The following is a 14822-nucleotide window of genomic DNA, read 5'->3' on the forward strand; positions in this document are numbered from 1 at the left end:
GAATGATCCAGCAAGGCACGATCGCCAACAAATTCTCGGCGTTCTCCGAGCATTGGCGCCCGAAGGTCATCGCCAGCCTCAACGGCCAGGAGCTGAAAGTCGTCAAGGTCCAGGGCGTGTTTCCATGGCACCTGCACGAGGATTGCGAGGAGATGTTCCTGGTTTGGAAGGGCCGCTTCCGCGTCGAGTTTCGTGACCATGTCGTCGAGATGGGCCCAGGCGACTACATCGTCGTCCCGCGCGGCATCGAGCACCGCACCGCCGCCGATGAAGAAGCCGAAGTGATGATCTTTGAGCCCGCCGAAGTTCGCAACACCGGCAACGTCCTCGACGACACCTTCACGGCGCCGCAGGGGGTGAAGATATGAGAGGCTTGGGCCAAGGAAATGGCGCGCTCAGATTCGTTTCTTTGATAGACCGCATGAGTGAGGGACGTTCCGAATCTGCGCTCGCTCTAACGCCTACTCATCGGTTAGCTCAAGCAGGCCGCCCCGTATTCTTGATGACGAACCCGGTCACTACAATTTTGCAGCCCAAGATTTTTGGAGAGAGAGGTGTTGGCAAAGCATCAATCCCGACGGCGTTTGTTGACACTACCGTGAGGCCGGCTCGACGGATCATCTCGACCTGCGCATCTTCAGGCCAAACCAGTGAGGGAAGATGTACCCTTTCACCGCTTCTGAGCTGAAATAGTGCCGCCCCCTGAAATTCGTCAGTAGATTCTAGTCTAAATGAGCGCGCCCATTCATATGAAGGCGATGTAAAAATACACCAACCACCGACCCTAAGAGCGCGCCGCACCTCGCTCCAGAACTCCGGCACATTGAATGGGTCCGCTAGTGACGCAACCATCACAGAGATGCTATTGTTCAGAAATGGCAGAGCTAGCGCATCACCTACCACCAAACTAGCCAAATGCCGATACTTCGCCGAGTAGGACAACATGGAATCTGACTTGTCGAGCAACACAAGCTTTCCAAAGGCCGTATGCCCAAGTTCACAAACAAGCGAATCTCCAGCCCCCACTTCGACCATCCACCCTCCTCGCGCAACGTCTGCCAGCGCTTTCCGCAGGAAAGACTTACTTGCATCCCTAAAATTGCGACAAGTTGGATGAAGTTGCGCGTCGTAATACTCTGATGCTACACGGCTATACGTGTCGAGTTTAAGTGGAGCGAGCGGAGGAGCATGACGCATTTCTAAGTCAGCTCAACATTCAGAGAGACCGTGGCAGATTCGTCGAGAACTCTCGCAACCAAGCTCCCCAACGCTTTCTGAGCAGCAGAAATTACTTCATCCTCCTTCTGTCTATTGAACGAGTTTTGCTTCTTGGCGTCCATGTATAGGAGGCCCACCTTCCGATGTTCATGAATAAGCGGGAAGCAAAAATAGGCTCGGTGCTTTAGAGCACCTTCAGCCTCTCTTCTATCCATCCCCCAATCACTCATGATTTTGTCCATCTCCTTTTCATGTGTCCTTTCACCATCTAGATGAAGCAGATCGTTCTCCAGCATCGCGTTTTCAGTTCGCCAGACTTTCCCGATGATACCAAAGCGCACTGAGAATTCTCGCCCCTTCCCCTGCCCGGAGGGGCAATAGTCAACGAGTTGGTAGAGTCGACCATCGCGAATGGGGTCGGGAATATGAATTGTGCAACGGAAGCTTGAGTCCCGTTCTGGTGTCAGCTGCCTTACAGACGCGCTATCGATGAAGTTTGAGAGTGCTTGCTCGATCTGATACCGAGCAACGATCCGTGCGATCTCCTTATCGGCGCGCGCTTTGTACTCGCGGAGCGCTAGCTCTATCTCATTGGCAGCACTTTGAATTCTTTGCTTGGTTTGCTCGTTGAGTTCGATCTCTGCCCCAAAGAGCTTGATCTTACGTAGCGTCCCAAATAGTCCGAGCAGCAGTGGAAAGGATGTTTCCGAGCGGGCAACAATCCATAGCGCCAGGAGAATTGTCAGCGGCCACGGAGCGAAAAGGAGGATAAGCTTTCGAATCCAGTCGAGCGCAGTCGGAGAAATGCTGGGTGACGGCAACGAAACAGATAGTAGCCAGACGCCGATGAGCACAATAGCTGCGGTTGTAACGCACGCAGCCAAGTACCGAACACCTTGAAATTTCGCGTTCTGAAGGCCAGACAGGACATAAGACCTTGCGAGATCCTCCGGACTCATATTGGACTTAGACGCAATCTGCTGAAGTTGTGCGTTTGAGGCGTCTCCAATGGAGATGTAATAGGTTTTCGTCACATCACCATCCTTATATTTGCGTGCTTGAATTCACTTTGTGGTGCCATCTCGTACTCGGCACGATCTTTTGAGGCCCATGGACGAGCGAATGAGCCTAGATACCCGAGTTTTGTAGCGGAAAATCACACAGCGCGACGGGCCAACGACCGACTTTCTCGACTATTCGTGCGACGCCTTGCTGGTCCTCACAGCGTCTCCTGCTTCGCCCCGCATTCCTTGCAGCTGTAGGTCACGCGGGTGACGCCCTTCGGGGCCTTCACCTTATTCGGGGCGCCGCATTTGCCGCAGGTGGCCATGATCACGGTGTCGCCCTGCTTCACCGTCACGTTGCGGTTCGCCATCGCCTCGCGCATCAGCCGTTCGGCCTCTTCGCGCATCGCCTTCTTGTCCATGTCGTCCATCGTTCGTTGTGTTGTCGCCCCGCGTTGTAGCGCAGCGCGATGACGGCGGCCGCATCAAATCCGCATTGCCCCGCGAAAATCGGTTGACAGTGGGGCTCTGCAACCTCGCCCGGCCTCACCACCCGTCCGGCGCTCCCTGCGGGCGTCGCAGCCGCTTGCCGGGCATGACCAAGCTGCCGTGATGCCCCTTGCAATGCGCGCGCGGCTCGCCAATCTCTGCTGTCCCGCTCAACCACAATCCGAACCTCAATCCGGAGCCCATTGATGACCGACGTCCCCTACACGCCGCCCAAAGTCTGGACCTGGGACAAGGAGAACGGCGGGAAATTCGCGTCGATCAACCGTCCGATCGCCGGCCCCACCCATGACAAGGAGCTGCCGGTCGGCAAGCACCCGCTGCAGCTGTATTCGCTGGCGACCCCGAACGGCCAGAAGGTGACGATCCTGCTCGAGGAGCTGCTGGCGCGCGGCCATAGCGGCGCAGAATACGACGCTTGGCTGATCAAGATCGGCGACGGCGACCAGTTCTCGTCGGGCTTCGTTGAGGTCAATCCGAACTCGAAGATCCCGGCCCTGCTCGACCGCTCGATGAACCCGCCGCAGCGCGTGTTCGAATCGGGCTCGATCCTGCTGTACCTCGCCGAGAAGTTCGGCGAATTCATTCCGAAGGATCCGGCCGGCCGCACCGAATGCCTGAACTGGCTGTTCTGGCAGATGGGCTCGGCGCCGTATCTCGGCGGCGGCTTCGGCCATTTCTATGCCTATGCGCCGGAGAAGTGGGAGTACCCGATCAACCGCTTTGCGATGGAAGTGAAGCGGCAGATGGACGTGCTCGACCGCCGGCTCGCCGAGACCGAGTATCTGTCCGGTGCCGAATACTCGATCGCCGACATCGCCGTGTGGCCGTGGTACGGTGGCCTCGCCAACGGCGTGCTGTACGGCGACAGCGCCACCTTCCTGGATGTGGCGAGCTACAAGAACGTGCAGCGCTGGACCAAGGCGATCGGCGCCCGCCCCGCGGTGAAGCGCGGCCGCATGGTCAATCGCATCAGCGGCGACCTCTCCACCCAACTCCACGAACGCCACGACGCCAGCGACTTCGAGACGAAGACGCAGGATAAGCTCGAGGCTAAATAATCGGGAGAGTTCAGACGGGATCGCGTCAGCGCCCTCTCCTCCGTCACGTCATTCCGGGGCGCAAACGCAGTTCGCGAACCCGGAATCTCGAGATTAGTCAGGCGAGCGTTTCCATAAGCTCGGGATTCCGGGTTCGCTCCCTGACGGGAGCGCCCCGGAATGACGGGGCAAACGGGTCGGCCGGCTGTGCCGAACTACACGCTGTGCCTGGGCGTCGCGACTTTGCCTTGGGTCGTGGCGATGCCCATCTCGAAGCTGTCGGCGATGCGGCGGGCGCGGATGATGAACTCGGCCGCCACCTCCGGGGTGAACAGCTCGGTTGCGGTCGCTTCGAACAGCTTCAGCCAGCGGTCGAAATGCTCCGGCGCGAGGTTGAGCATCAGATGCGGCCGCATCGGCCGGCCGCCATAGCGCCCGGTCTTCAGCAGCATCGACGACCAGAAATCGGTGATCTGGGCGATGTGGTGATCCCAGTCGTGGACAGCGCGGTCGAAGATCGGCCCGATCACCTCGTCCTCCCGGGCGCGGCCATAGAAGGTTCGCACCAGCTGGGCGATCTGGTCGTCGGTCAGAATGTCCAAATGGGCAAGGCTCATGACGACGATGTAGGCCACCCGGCGGCGGGGCTCAAGCCGGCCAGCCTTCGAGAAGCGATCAACTCGTCGCCTGCCCTTCCAGGATCGCTAGATCGCGTTCCAGCAGCGGCAGCTGCTGGATTGCGAAGCGGCGGATCAGGTCGTTGTCCGGATGCAGCAGAAACCGCCGCATCAGCGCGATCATGCGGCGGAATTCCTTGACCTGCTTGGCATGGAAATCGGCCATGAACCGCTCGCCGACGGCGCCGCGCAGGCCCGCCAGCTCGTTGCTGAGGATCACGTTGGAATGGTCGGGAAAATCGATCGACAGCAGCGTGAAGGTGTTGAGCCGGAACACCTGCTGGTCCCGCTCGCGGGCCTGCCGGGCCTGATCGGCCGCGAACTGCCGCAGCGCCTCGTCGCCGCGCGAATCCGCCAGCCCCGCTGCCTGGGTCTGAAACATGTTGAACTGGTGCAAATAGCGCAACACGTCGGCGGCGTTCGGCGGCCAGCCGAACACCTGCTTGATTCCGAGCGCTTCAACCAGGGCATGTTGTCGGGGCGTTTCCGCGCTGGCGATGACGCCGACAAAAATGACGATGGCCGGCAGGATCGCAACCAGTCCCGCGATCAGCCGCATCATCATCCGTGCACCGCCTGCTACAACCCCGTGTAGCCAGCTTTCACCGGATCATTGCTGCCGTCAAGCTCGCGTAAATAGACCAAACCGCACACCGTCAGGCGGTTGTCGTCGGTCTCGCCCGCCTCGACCAGCGTGCGGATATAGCTCTCGACTTTGGCTTTGGCATTCTCGGCCGCTTCCTGGTTGGTCAGCAGCCCATAGGTCTGGATCACGCGGTCAATGGCGCGTTGCATATCGTCCCCTTGTTGTCAGGCCGCAATCTTCGCGGACTCGAAGTTGGAGATCGCCTTGTTGGCGAGACGGATCGGATGGGTCTCGCCGCGCTGGAACATCTGCACGATCAATTCGAGCAGGCCGTCGTGGGTCGCCGTGGTGTCGGGGATCGCGCCGGTGCGACGCAGATAGTTCGCCGCGATATCGTAGGCCTTTCCGATCGTGTCGACGTTCATCACCCGAAGCCCTCGCTCGATCAGCATCGTCCTCTCCAACGGCTGGCGCAGGGATAAGTATCGAGGCGGACCAAGGTTCCAGAAGGTTCCTGCGAAAATTCGGCAGCGCAAAACAAATCGGCCTCCCTTGCGGGAGGCCGAGGACGACAGGTCTGGAGACTGACAGCGCGCGGGCCTGCTTCTTGTGAGCAGCGGCTCGGCGGTTGGCCGGCCGACGTTGGCGCGTATCTCTTAGGCGGCCTTACAGCCGATACAGGATCTGGTCCGTCCAGAACCGCTCGAGGCGGTGCAGCGACTTGTTCAGCGTGGCGAACTCCTCGCTGGAGATGCCGCCGACCTGCTCCACCGTCTTGACGTGCTTCTGATACAGCGCCTCGACGATGTGGCGGACTTCCTGGCCCTGCGGGGTCAGACGGATCCGCACCGAGCGGCGATCGACGCGCGACCGCTGATGATCGAGGAAGCCGAGTTCGACCAGCTTCTTCAGATTGTAGGAGACGTTGGAGCCGAGGTAGTAACCGCGGGTGCGCAGTTCGCCGGCGGTCAGCTCCTTGTCGCCGATATTGTAGAGCAGCAGCGCCTGCACCGAGTTGATATCAGCGCGGCCGCGACGATCGAACTCGTCCTTGATGACGTCGAGCAACCGGCGGTGCAGTCGCTCCACGAGAGTGAGCGCCTCGAGATAGAGCGGCTGGACCGGCGTGTTGGCTGCTACTGCGGGTGCGGAGGTTTCCGCCGCCGTGGCGACTGCTTTGATCATGACACTTCCCCTGTCGTCTTTTTTGATCGACTTATTCGACGAAACTTCTGTCTCGTCTGATAGGTCCACCTTAAGGGGCCGCTTTGAACATCAGCTTAAATAAGACGATAAAGAGATCATGAATTTAAGACAGTGAACCGTGCATTAAGCCTGCAAATCAAGGGCTTTTTGCAACGATTGATTCACGGATCGACGGCGATTCAAGGGTTTTCCGGAGCTCCGTGTCGCATTTGAAGACAGCTTCGTTCGAATTTGAAAGATCTGCGTAACGGATCCGGTGCCGCGTCCGCGATCCGGTTAAGGTCTTCACAACCCTATCCGGACCGCGTTTCGATAAAATGCCGCGAGCTTGTTTACGCGACGCCGCGGTTGCGGCCTTCCCAATATGGGGCACGCAGCACCTTGCGATCGATTTTGCCGAGACCGGTCACCGGAATCGCTTCGACAAAGTCGATCGACTTCGGCGACCACGGTGCGCCACGCTTCTCTTTGACGTGCGCCTGCAGTTCGGCGGCGTCGTTGTTGGCGCCGGGCTTCAGCACCACGAACGCTTTGACGGCCTCGCCCCATTTGTCGTCGGGCACGCCGATCACCGCAGCGGATGCGACCGCATGGTGCGCCATCAACGCATCCTCGACTTCGCGCGGATAGATGTTGAAGCCGCCGGAGATGATCATGTCCTTGGTGCGGTCGACGATATAGAGATAGCCGTCCGCGTCCTTTACAGCGACGTCGCCGGTGTGCAGCCAGCCGCCGCGGAATGCTTCCGCCGTCGCTTCGGGCCGCTTCCAATAGCCGTCCATCACCAGCGTGCCGCGCACGCAGATCTCGCCGGGCTCGCCGGTGCCGACTTCGCGCATCTCGGAGTCGAACAGCTTGACGTCGAGCAGCGGGCTCGGCCGTCCGCAACTACCAAGGCGCCCGGGCTTGGAGTCGTCGTGGTCGACCTTGCGCATCGTGGTGATGCATTGCGGCGCTTCGGTCTGGCCGTACAGCTGCACGAATACGTTGCCGAAAATCTTGATGCCCTCGCGTAGGCGATCCGGCGACATCGGGGCGGCGCCATACACAATCATGTCGAGCGAAGACAGGTCGTGACGCGCCCTCACCTGCGGCGCATCGATCAGCGCGTAGATCAGCGTCGGCACCAGGAACGCCGCGGTGATCTTGTCCTCGGCAATGACGCGGCAATACGACTCGACCTCGAAGCCCTGCACCAGCCGCGTAAAGCCGCCGCGCATCATCACCGGATACACCGTCACGCCGGCGGCGTGGCTGATCGGCGTGGCGGCGAGATAGCGGATGTCGGCGGGCCAGTCCCAATCCGAATACAGGATCACCGCCATCGTGGTCAGCGCGCGATGCGGGATCATCACGCCCTTGGAGCGGCCCGTGGTGCCGCCGGTGTAAGCCAGCCACGCAATGTCGGAGGTCACGCTGTCGTCGACCAGCGGCGCCGGCTGCACCGCTGCGAAGCCGTCTAGCAGATTGCGCGCGCCGTTCACCGGTCCGAACGACAAGAGATGCTTCAGTCCCGGCACGCGGGCGCGGATCGCCTCGCCGCGCGCGGCGAATTTGCCGCCTTCGACGATCAGCGCATCGATCTCGGCATCCTCGATGATGAAGGCGTGGTCGTCCTCGGCCGCCATCGGATGCAGCGGCGTGTAGCGCATTCCCATCACCGTGGCGGCGCAGATCGCGGCCCAGGATTCGGCGCGGTTCGACGATAGGATCGACAGCGCGCTGCCCTTGGCGAGGCCGCAGTCACGAAACAGCGTGATGAAGCGGCCGACCGCGTCGCCGAGTTCGCGATAGCTCCAGCGAATGCTGCCGTGGGCGATCGCCGGACGGTCACCGTAGCGCGCGATCGCATTGATGATCAGGCTGCCGCCCGTGCCGCCGGAATGAAGCTGGTCCATGGTTTCCCCCTTTGTTGTGGTTATTGTTGATACGGCGCCGCCTTGCGTGATGCGGCAGCGCTCGCCGCACGCGCTATGGCGGCCGTTCGCGTGCCGCCATCCAGGCAAGCGCCAGATAGGCGGCGAGCAGCAGCGCTTCGCCGAGCACCACCAGCAGGCTGCCGCCATAGATCGTCGGGAACATCAGTTCGATCACCGCCATCGACACCACGGTCGTCAGCCACACCACGGCGCCCCACGGCGTCGCGAGCCACAGCCCGACGGCGGCGACCAGCTCGATCACCGCGAAATAGATGGTGGCGGTCTGCCAGGCCATGGTCTGGACTTCGAACGCGTCGTCTTCGCCGCCGACGAAGCCGGTGATCTGCGCCCAGTGGTAAAGTCCCTTGGCGACCGACAGCACCGCCATCACTCGCAGGAACAGCACCAGGCGCCGCGTCCAATCGTTCTCATGATTGTCCGGCCGCTCCGGCGAGATCGCCGCGACCGAAATCGCCTGGTCTCGCGGCGGTTGTTCGCGTGGTGGAAGTTCGGACATGCGGCTCGGCTACCGGATCGGTGGTGGTGCGGTGCGGTCTGACCTGAGTCTTGGCCCGCCGGGCCAGCAAAATCAATCGGCTGTGATCGCCCCGGAACATTCTGATTGCGCCAAATCAACAGTGCGGTGACGCGGGGGTGCCAAAATGCTACTTTCCATGAACACAGCAGAGCCTGCAGGGAGAGTTGGCACCATGGCGATCAAGTTCGGCCGTCCCATCGAGATTCGTGACCCCTCGACCCGGCCCGCCGCTCCGCCGCTCGATCTCACCATCCGTCCGCGCCGCAACCGCAAGACCGAGTGGGCTCGCCGTTTGGTGCGTGAGAACGTCCTGACCACTGACGACCTGATCTGGCCGATGTTCGTGATCGACGGCACCAACCAGCGGGTTCAGGTCGCCTCGATGCCGGGCGTCGAGCGACTCAGCGTCGACCAGATCGTTCGCGACGCCGAGCGCGCCGCCAAGCTCGATATCCCGTGCATCGCACTGTTCCCGTTCACCGAGCCGTCGCTGCGGGACGAGCACGGCACCGAAGCGTCCAATCCGGAAAACCTGATCTGCAAGACGGTCCGCGCGATCAAGAAGGAATTCCCGCAGATCGGCGTGCTGTGCGACGTGGCGCTCGACCCCTACACCAGCCACGGCCATGACGGCCTGATCGAGGACGGTCGCATCCTCAACGACGAGACCGTCGCGGTGCTGGTGCAGCAGTCGCTGGTGCAGGCCCAGGCCGGCTGCGACGTGATCGCGCCGTCGGACATGATGGACGGCCGGATCGGCGCGATCCGCGAAGCGCTCGATGCCGCCGGGTATCTCGACGTTCAGATCATGGCCTATGCGGCCAAGTATGCGTCCGCCTTCTACGGCCCGTTCCGCGATGCGATCGGTTCGGCCAAGGCGCTGACCGGCGACAAGCGCACCTATCAGATGGACCCGGCCAACACCGACGAGGCGATCCGCGAGGTCGAACTCGATCTCGCCGAAGGCGCCGACATGGTGATGGTCAAGCCGGGCATGCCATATCTCGACATCGTCCGGCGCGTGAAGGACACCTTCGGCGTGCCGACCTTCGCATATCAGGTGTCGGGCGAGTACGCGATGATCGCCGCTGCCGCCAACAACGGCTGGCTCGACGGCGACCGGGCAATGATGGAAAGCCTGCTCGCCTTCAAGCGCGCCGGCGCCAATGGCGTGCTGACCTACTTCGCCCCGGCGGCGGCCGAAAAGCTGCGGCAGCAGGGCTAAGTCTCCGTCCTGGCCTCCTTCATCCCTGCATCGAGTCGTCGGCCTCCGGCGGATCAATGGAGGGTTTGTAATGTCGCGGCAGCCTTGCAAGGCGCGGCTGCCGTCGCCATGTCGAACCCGACCACCGTTCTGTCGCAACGGTGCAACGGGGAGCAGGCTGATGGCTGATTATGGCGGGAGTGGCTGGCGCGGCGGCGACGTGCGGCCGGCGGCGTTCGATCCCTGGCTCAATCCGGAACTGTTTCAAGGCGTGCTGACCAAGCGTGTCTTCGCGTTCCTGATCGATCTCGTCGTGCTCACCATCCCGGTGCTGGTGGTCACGGTCTTCATCGCGATGTTCGGCCTGGTGACGCTCGGCATCGGCTGGACGCTGTTCTGGCTGGTGTCGCCGCTGTCGGTGATCTGGGCGCTGGTGTACTACGGCGCTTCGCTCGGCGGTCCGCACTCGGCGACGATCGGTATGCGCACGATGGGTCTCGAACTCACCACTTGGACCGGCGAGCCCGGCTACTTCGTGCTCGGCGCGGCGCACGCCTTCCTGTTCTGGCTGTCGCTGTCGATGCTGACGCCACTGGTGCTGCTGGTCGGGCTATTCAATGCCCGCCGCCGCCTGCTGCACGACATCGTACTCGGAACTGTGATTATCAACAGCACCGTGCCCGCCTCCCAGCCGGCGCGCTCCTACTAAGGGCGAAAGCGATTGACCGCAGACGGACGTAAGGCGATGCTGGTCAGGTTGGAGGCCGACGACCCGACGTGACCCAGCACTCGCGCGACACACCGCAATTCTATCTGACGGCCCCCTCGCCGTGCCCGTATCTGCCGGGCCGGCATGAACGCAAGGTGTTCACCCACCTCGTCGGCAACAAGGCCGGCGAGCTCAACGACCTCCTCACCCATGGCGGCTTCCGCCGCAGCCAGTCGATCGCCTACCGCCCGGCCTGCGATCAGTGCCGGGCCTGCGTCTCGGTGCGGGTGATCGCCAACGAATTCAAGCCGTCGCGCAACCAGCGCAAGCTGCTGGCCCGCAATGCCGACCTCGTCGGCGAGCAGCGCAATCCGGTGCCGACCTCCGAGCAGTATTCGGTGTTCCGCGCCTACCTGGACCAGCGCCATCGCCACGGCGGCATGGCCGACATGACGGTGCTCGACTACGCGATGATGGTCGAGGACAGCCACGTCCAGACCCGGATGATCGAGTATCGCAAGCGCACGCCCGACACCGGCGTCACCGGCCGCGGCGGCGAGCTGATCGCCGCGGCGCTGACCGACGTGCTCGGCGACGGGCTGTCGATGGTGTATTCGTTCTACGAGCCGAACGAGCAGCACCGCTCGCTCGGCACCTTCATGATCCTCGACCACATCGCCCGCGCGCGGCGCCTCGGCCTGCCCTACGTCTACCTCGGCTACTGGATCGAAGGGTCGAAGAAGATGGACTACAAGGGCCGCTACCTGCCGCAGCAGCGGCTGGCGCCGAGCGGCTGGCTGCGCGTCGATGCCTCCGGCGAAATGCAGCCCGAGCCGCAGGATTAGCCGCGGCCTCGCGACACGCTTGTGCTCGGTCCATCACTCCCTATCCGCTCCACCAGGAGCCAATGAGACAGCAGAACCGCGAGCCCGCATCATGACCGCTGCCCCGCATTCGCTCCAACCTCAGCGGGAATGATCTCGACCGTTGCGGTCATGCCCGCGGCCAACTCGACGCCGGAAGGCACCCGATCGAGATGGATGCGGACCGGGATGCGCTGGGCAAGACGCACCCAGGAGAACGTCGCCGCCACATTCGGCAGACCGAAACGACCGGGTGTTTCGTTGCTGTTCTCGATGCCTCGACCGATGCTCTCGACATGACCAGCCGCCGGCTGCTCGAAGCCCATCAGCTTGACCCGCGCCGGAGCTCCCACACGGATCTGCTGGAGTTTCGTCTCTTCGAAATAGCCGGTGATCCAGAAGCTCGCTCCATCGAGGATCGCGACATTCGTGGTGCCGGCCGTCGCATAGTCGCCGGGCCGAAGCTTCAGATTGGTGACATAGCCATCGACAGGGGAGCGAATGACCGAGCGTGCAAGGTTGAGTTTGGCCAGCTCGCGTGTCGCTATCGCCGCCTGATGGGCCGCAGTGGCCATCGCCGCTGCGCCGCTCGATTGCTGGAGCGCTTCCTGTGAGACCACGTCATTCAGTTTGAGTTGCTGTTTCCGTTGAGCCGTGGCTTGACGCACCAGCATATCCTGGTATTTCGCCTCGACGTCAGCCTCCGCCAGCGCCACCGCCAGCCGCAGCCGCTCCGGGTCGATCTCGTAGAGAACGTCGCCACGTTTCACATACTGATTATCGGCGATCGGCACGGTGCGGATCGTGCCAGAGACTTCCGGCGCGATCTGGACCACATCGACGCTCACCCTGCCGTCGCGTGTCCAGGGCGTTCGCTCGTAATGGCCCCAAGCCTGAAGGGCGACGATTCCGGAAATAACGAAGACGCAGAGCGTCAGAGAATAGTGGCCGAGCAGTGATCCAAGCGATTTCACAATGATAGTCCGATCATTGGCAGGGACTGCATCAGCAGACCGCAAACGATGACAAAGATGGCGATTTCGGCGAGCGGCCGATAGGCGAACAGGCGCGAGACGCCGATCTCGGTGCAAACGCGCATCGTCGCGATCGTGACGATCAACCCGATGAACGCAACGACGACGAGGCCGGGGATCAAGACGCCTCCGATATTCAGATCAGCGATCATCAGCCAGGGCTCCTTTCTTGGCTGCTCCACTCGCGCCGAGCGCGAAGCGCAGGTCGATCAACAGATCGAATATCCGCGACCGGCTTTTCTGTGAGCTGTGCTCCATCATCGCCGTCAGCCGCTCAATGCGCCGATCGAAATCGATCAGGACGGCTGGCGTCGTCGGCCTCCTGCCACGAAAGTGCGCGGCAATCTCGCTAAGAAGACCTTCTATTGCAGCCCGGGCCTCGCCCTTGACCTGGGGGATGACCTTACGAAGCTGACCGGCGACGTGACCGATACGAAGAAGGCGGAGCGTATCGTCAAGCACGTCTGCATAGGCATTGCTTGCCGCTCGCAGCCTCGGCAGCAGCAGCGCCGTTCGGTCGATCATCAGACTTGTCCAACGCGCCTCGTTCGGTGCGCCGCCCAGCGCGCGGCGGCCGACGTCCCGTCGACTGAGGTGAAGCAATCGTTTGATCGCAATGTCGACCGGTACGGTTTGGAAGATCGACATGCTGACCGCTCCAAATCCAACCGCAACGAAAAGCGCGATCGTCATATTGAGGGAGGCGGCGAAATCACCGGTGTAGCTGGTGCCCAACCCGGAAAGGATCGGAATCGTCAGAGTAATGCCCATCGCCATGAAGGCCGTCGGCGCTCGCGCTTGGAGAGAGCCGGCGAACAGGAACGCCGGGGCAAGGACCGCAACGAGCACCGCGAAGTTTGTCACATGGGGAAGGATGACGAAGCTGTAGAGCAGGCTGACCAGCACGCCGAAAATCGAGCCGATGATATACTTCACGACGAATGGCACAGGTGTGTCGACGTTTCCGAACAAGGTGCAGCAGACGCCGAGAATGGAGACCGCCGTCCCGCCGTCGGGCCACGCCGACCAAATCCAGAAAGCGCAGCCGCCGAGGATGCCGACCATCGCGCCGAACGCTGCGCGGGCTGCCATCCATGGATCGCGGTGATAGACGTACCCTTTTGCAAGCTTGGGGCCGTGTAGCACCGCTGCTTTTCGAACGCGCCGGCTGGCGGTCATGCTCTGACTGAGCTTGTCACAGTCGTTCAGCAGGCCGATCATTTCCACCAGATGGCCGGCAAGGTTGGCACCTACCCGGTCGATAGGCATGGTCGCGTCCGTGCCCAAACATTTCTGAATTGATCTCGCACGCCCGATCAGACGAGCAGCTTCCGCCTGCTGATCATCATCCGGTTGATTGACTGCGATCCAGCCTCCCACATCAGCGACCAAGGCGGCCGATTCATCGACCGACGCTGCGCGCTCGATGTTGAGAGAGCGTACGCGCTCCTCGATTTCGGCCGTGAGTGGCAGAAGCCGAGCGAGCCGGTCATGGATGAGCTGCACCGTCTCCCGGCGGGGCCTTGCAGACGCGGAATCGTATGGAAGATGTGTCGCCAGCCCCTGCATCACCAGAAGGTCGACAGCAAGCTGTTCGCGCCGTTGGCGGTTCTCTTCCGACGATCCTGTCAGCGCGACACGCGCAAGCCGGCGAGCGTCCTGCAGCATCGCCGATAGCTTGCCGGTGAACTGGCCCGTCATCGGCTTCGGCCAAACATATCGATGGATCAGAACTGCGCAGAGAATGCCGATGCAGATCTCCTGGACCCGCAAGGAAGCCGTGTCGAAGACTGCGCCGGGGTCAAGTACGCTTGGGAAGCCGATCAGGCTGGTCGTGTAGCCTGCAAGGACGAAAGCATAAGCTCTTGGTGTGCGATCAAGCAGCGAGAGAAACAGGCAACGGCCGATCCAGCCGGCGAGGATCAGGCAGCACACGATCGGATCGTTGACGAAGTTCGGAACGATCGCGACAGTCGCTATTGCGCCCACAAACGTCCCGGCGAAGCGATACACGCCACGACTGACCGAGGCTCCCGCCGATGTCTGGGAGACGATATAGACCGTGACGATGGCCCAAAACGGCTTGGGCAGCCCGATCCGCAACGAAACGTAATAGGCGAGCATCGCCGCGGCGAAACTCTTTGCCGAAAACAGAATCGCATCAGCATCTTCCTTCCTGGCGGGCTGGCGGAGGAAGTTCGCTAGTGCGCGCCCCGCTGCTGGGCAGGTCTGAGTCAAAGGGGGACGTCCCGACGGCATGGTGTTCATGACGCCAGTTGTGACCAATTTGCAGAAGCGAATAAATTCGGTATTACGA

General features: G+C 61.7%; 18 protein-coding genes. 5 read left to right on the forward strand and 13 right to left on the reverse strand.

Annotation, left to right across the window (positions count from 1 at the left end):
* Positions 1 to 2 precede the first annotated feature (2 nt).
* A complete protein-coding gene (locus tag DY467_RS00815; protein WP_164633665.1) occupies positions 3 to 368 on the forward strand; it encodes a cupin domain-containing protein in 366 nt (121 codons plus the stop codon).
* A gap of 109 nt (positions 369 to 477) precedes the next feature.
* On the opposite strand, the gene DY467_RS00820 is transcribed toward DY467_RS00815, so the two are convergent.
* From DY467_RS00820 to DY467_RS00830, 3 genes are all read right to left on the reverse strand, one after another.
* Positions 478 to 1035, reverse strand: a complete 558-nt coding sequence (locus DY467_RS00820; protein WP_164633666.1) for a class I SAM-dependent methyltransferase — start codon at positions 1033 to 1035, stop codon at positions 478 to 480.
* Positions 1036 to 1199: 164 nt separating this feature from the next.
* The gene (locus DY467_RS00825) at positions 1200 to 2252 is read right to left on the reverse strand and encodes a GAF domain-containing protein (RefSeq protein ID WP_164633667.1); all 1053 of its coding nucleotides are present in this window, start codon (positions 2250 to 2252) and stop codon (positions 1200 to 1202) included.
* A 185-nt stretch (positions 2253 to 2437) separates the two neighbouring features.
* The gene (locus DY467_RS00830; protein WP_164633668.1) at positions 2438 to 2644 is read right to left on the reverse strand and encodes a hypothetical protein; all 207 of its coding nucleotides are present in this window, start codon (positions 2642 to 2644) and stop codon (positions 2438 to 2440) included.
* A 273-nt stretch (positions 2645 to 2917) separates the two neighbouring features.
* On the opposite strand from DY467_RS00830, the gene yghU reads away from it, so the two are divergent.
* The gene (yghU, locus tag DY467_RS00835; protein WP_164633669.1) at positions 2918 to 3790 is read left to right on the forward strand and encodes a glutathione-dependent disulfide-bond oxidoreductase; all 873 of its coding nucleotides are present in this window, start codon (positions 2918 to 2920) and stop codon (positions 3788 to 3790) included.
* A 194-nt stretch (positions 3791 to 3984) separates the two neighbouring features.
* Here the strand turns inward: yghU and DY467_RS00840 are convergent, their stop codons facing one another.
* The 7 genes from DY467_RS00840 to DY467_RS00870 form a co-directional block, all read right to left on the reverse strand.
* Positions 3985 to 4386, reverse strand: a complete 402-nt coding sequence (locus DY467_RS00840) for a group III truncated hemoglobin (protein ID WP_164633670.1) — start codon at positions 4384 to 4386, stop codon at positions 3985 to 3987.
* Between the two features lie 58 nt (positions 4387 to 4444).
* A complete protein-coding gene (locus DY467_RS00845) occupies positions 4445 to 5011 on the reverse strand; it encodes a DUF4142 domain-containing protein (protein WP_164633671.1) in 567 nt (188 codons plus the stop codon).
* Between the two features lie 14 nt (positions 5012 to 5025).
* Positions 5026 to 5241: a hypothetical protein gene (locus DY467_RS00850; RefSeq protein WP_107344645.1), complete on the reverse strand. Its 216-nt coding sequence runs from the start codon at positions 5239 to 5241 to the stop codon at positions 5026 to 5028.
* 15 nt (positions 5242 to 5256) lie between these two features.
* A complete protein-coding gene (locus DY467_RS00855) occupies positions 5257 to 5484 on the reverse strand; it encodes a hypothetical protein (protein WP_107344644.1) in 228 nt (75 codons plus the stop codon).
* A 214-nt stretch (positions 5485 to 5698) separates the two neighbouring features.
* On the reverse strand, positions 5699 to 6217 hold the full coding sequence (gene ldtR / locus DY467_RS00860; RefSeq protein ID WP_013502490.1) for a transcriptional regulator LdtR: 519 nt from the start codon (positions 6215 to 6217) through the stop codon (positions 5699 to 5701).
* Positions 6218 to 6570: 353 nt separating this feature from the next.
* Positions 6571 to 8136 carry an AMP-binding protein gene (locus tag DY467_RS00865; protein ID WP_164633672.1) on the reverse strand — a complete coding sequence of 522 codons (1566 nt, stop codon included), beginning with the start codon at positions 8134 to 8136 and terminating at the stop codon, positions 6571 to 6573.
* A 73-nt stretch (positions 8137 to 8209) separates the two neighbouring features.
* Entirely contained in the window at positions 8210 to 8674 is a 465-nt protein-coding gene (locus DY467_RS00870) for a DUF6163 family protein (RefSeq protein ID WP_107344642.1), read from the reverse strand.
* Positions 8675 to 8867: 193 nt separating this feature from the next.
* Between DY467_RS00870 and hemB the strand changes: the two genes are divergently transcribed.
* The 3 genes from hemB (at position 8868) to DY467_RS00885 (ending at position 11453) form a co-directional block, all read left to right on the forward strand.
* A complete protein-coding gene (hemB, locus tag DY467_RS00875) occupies positions 8868 to 9920 on the forward strand; it encodes a porphobilinogen synthase (RefSeq protein WP_107344641.1) in 1053 nt (350 codons plus the stop codon).
* Positions 9921 to 10080: 160 nt separating this feature from the next.
* Positions 10081 to 10608, forward strand: coding sequence for an RDD family protein (locus DY467_RS00880; protein ID WP_164633673.1), 528 nt, complete (start codon positions 10081 to 10083; stop codon positions 10606 to 10608).
* Between the two features lie 68 nt (positions 10609 to 10676).
* Positions 10677 to 11453 carry an arginyltransferase gene (locus DY467_RS00885; protein WP_107355818.1) on the forward strand — a complete coding sequence of 259 codons (777 nt, stop codon included), beginning with the start codon at positions 10677 to 10679 and terminating at the stop codon, positions 11451 to 11453.
* A gap of 89 nt (positions 11454 to 11542) precedes the next feature.
* On the opposite strand, the gene DY467_RS00890 is transcribed toward DY467_RS00885, so the two are convergent.
* The 3 genes from DY467_RS00890 to DY467_RS00900 are packed head-to-tail and all read right to left on the reverse strand — an operon-like array spanning position 11543 to position 14773.
* Positions 11543 to 12445: an efflux RND transporter periplasmic adaptor subunit gene (locus DY467_RS00890; protein ID WP_164633674.1), complete on the reverse strand. Its 903-nt coding sequence runs from the start codon at positions 12443 to 12445 to the stop codon at positions 11543 to 11545.
* Positions 12442 to 12657: a DUF1656 domain-containing protein gene (locus tag DY467_RS00895; RefSeq protein ID WP_164633675.1), complete on the reverse strand. Its 216-nt coding sequence runs from the start codon at positions 12655 to 12657 to the stop codon at positions 12442 to 12444. Before DY467_RS00895 ends, DY467_RS00890 begins: the two co-directional genes overlap by 4 nt.
* Complete coding sequence (locus DY467_RS00900; protein ID WP_246701420.1) at positions 12647 to 14773, reverse strand: FUSC family protein; 2127 nt, start codon at positions 14771 to 14773, stop codon at positions 12647 to 12649. The genes DY467_RS00895 and DY467_RS00900 overlap by 11 nt, the downstream gene beginning before the upstream one ends.
* Positions 14774 to 14822: the final 49 nt, after the last annotated feature.

The organism is Rhodopseudomonas sp. BR0G17 (assembly GCF_010907025.1).
Classification (GTDB): Bacteria; Pseudomonadota; Alphaproteobacteria; order Rhizobiales; family Xanthobacteraceae; genus Rhodopseudomonas; species Rhodopseudomonas palustris_H.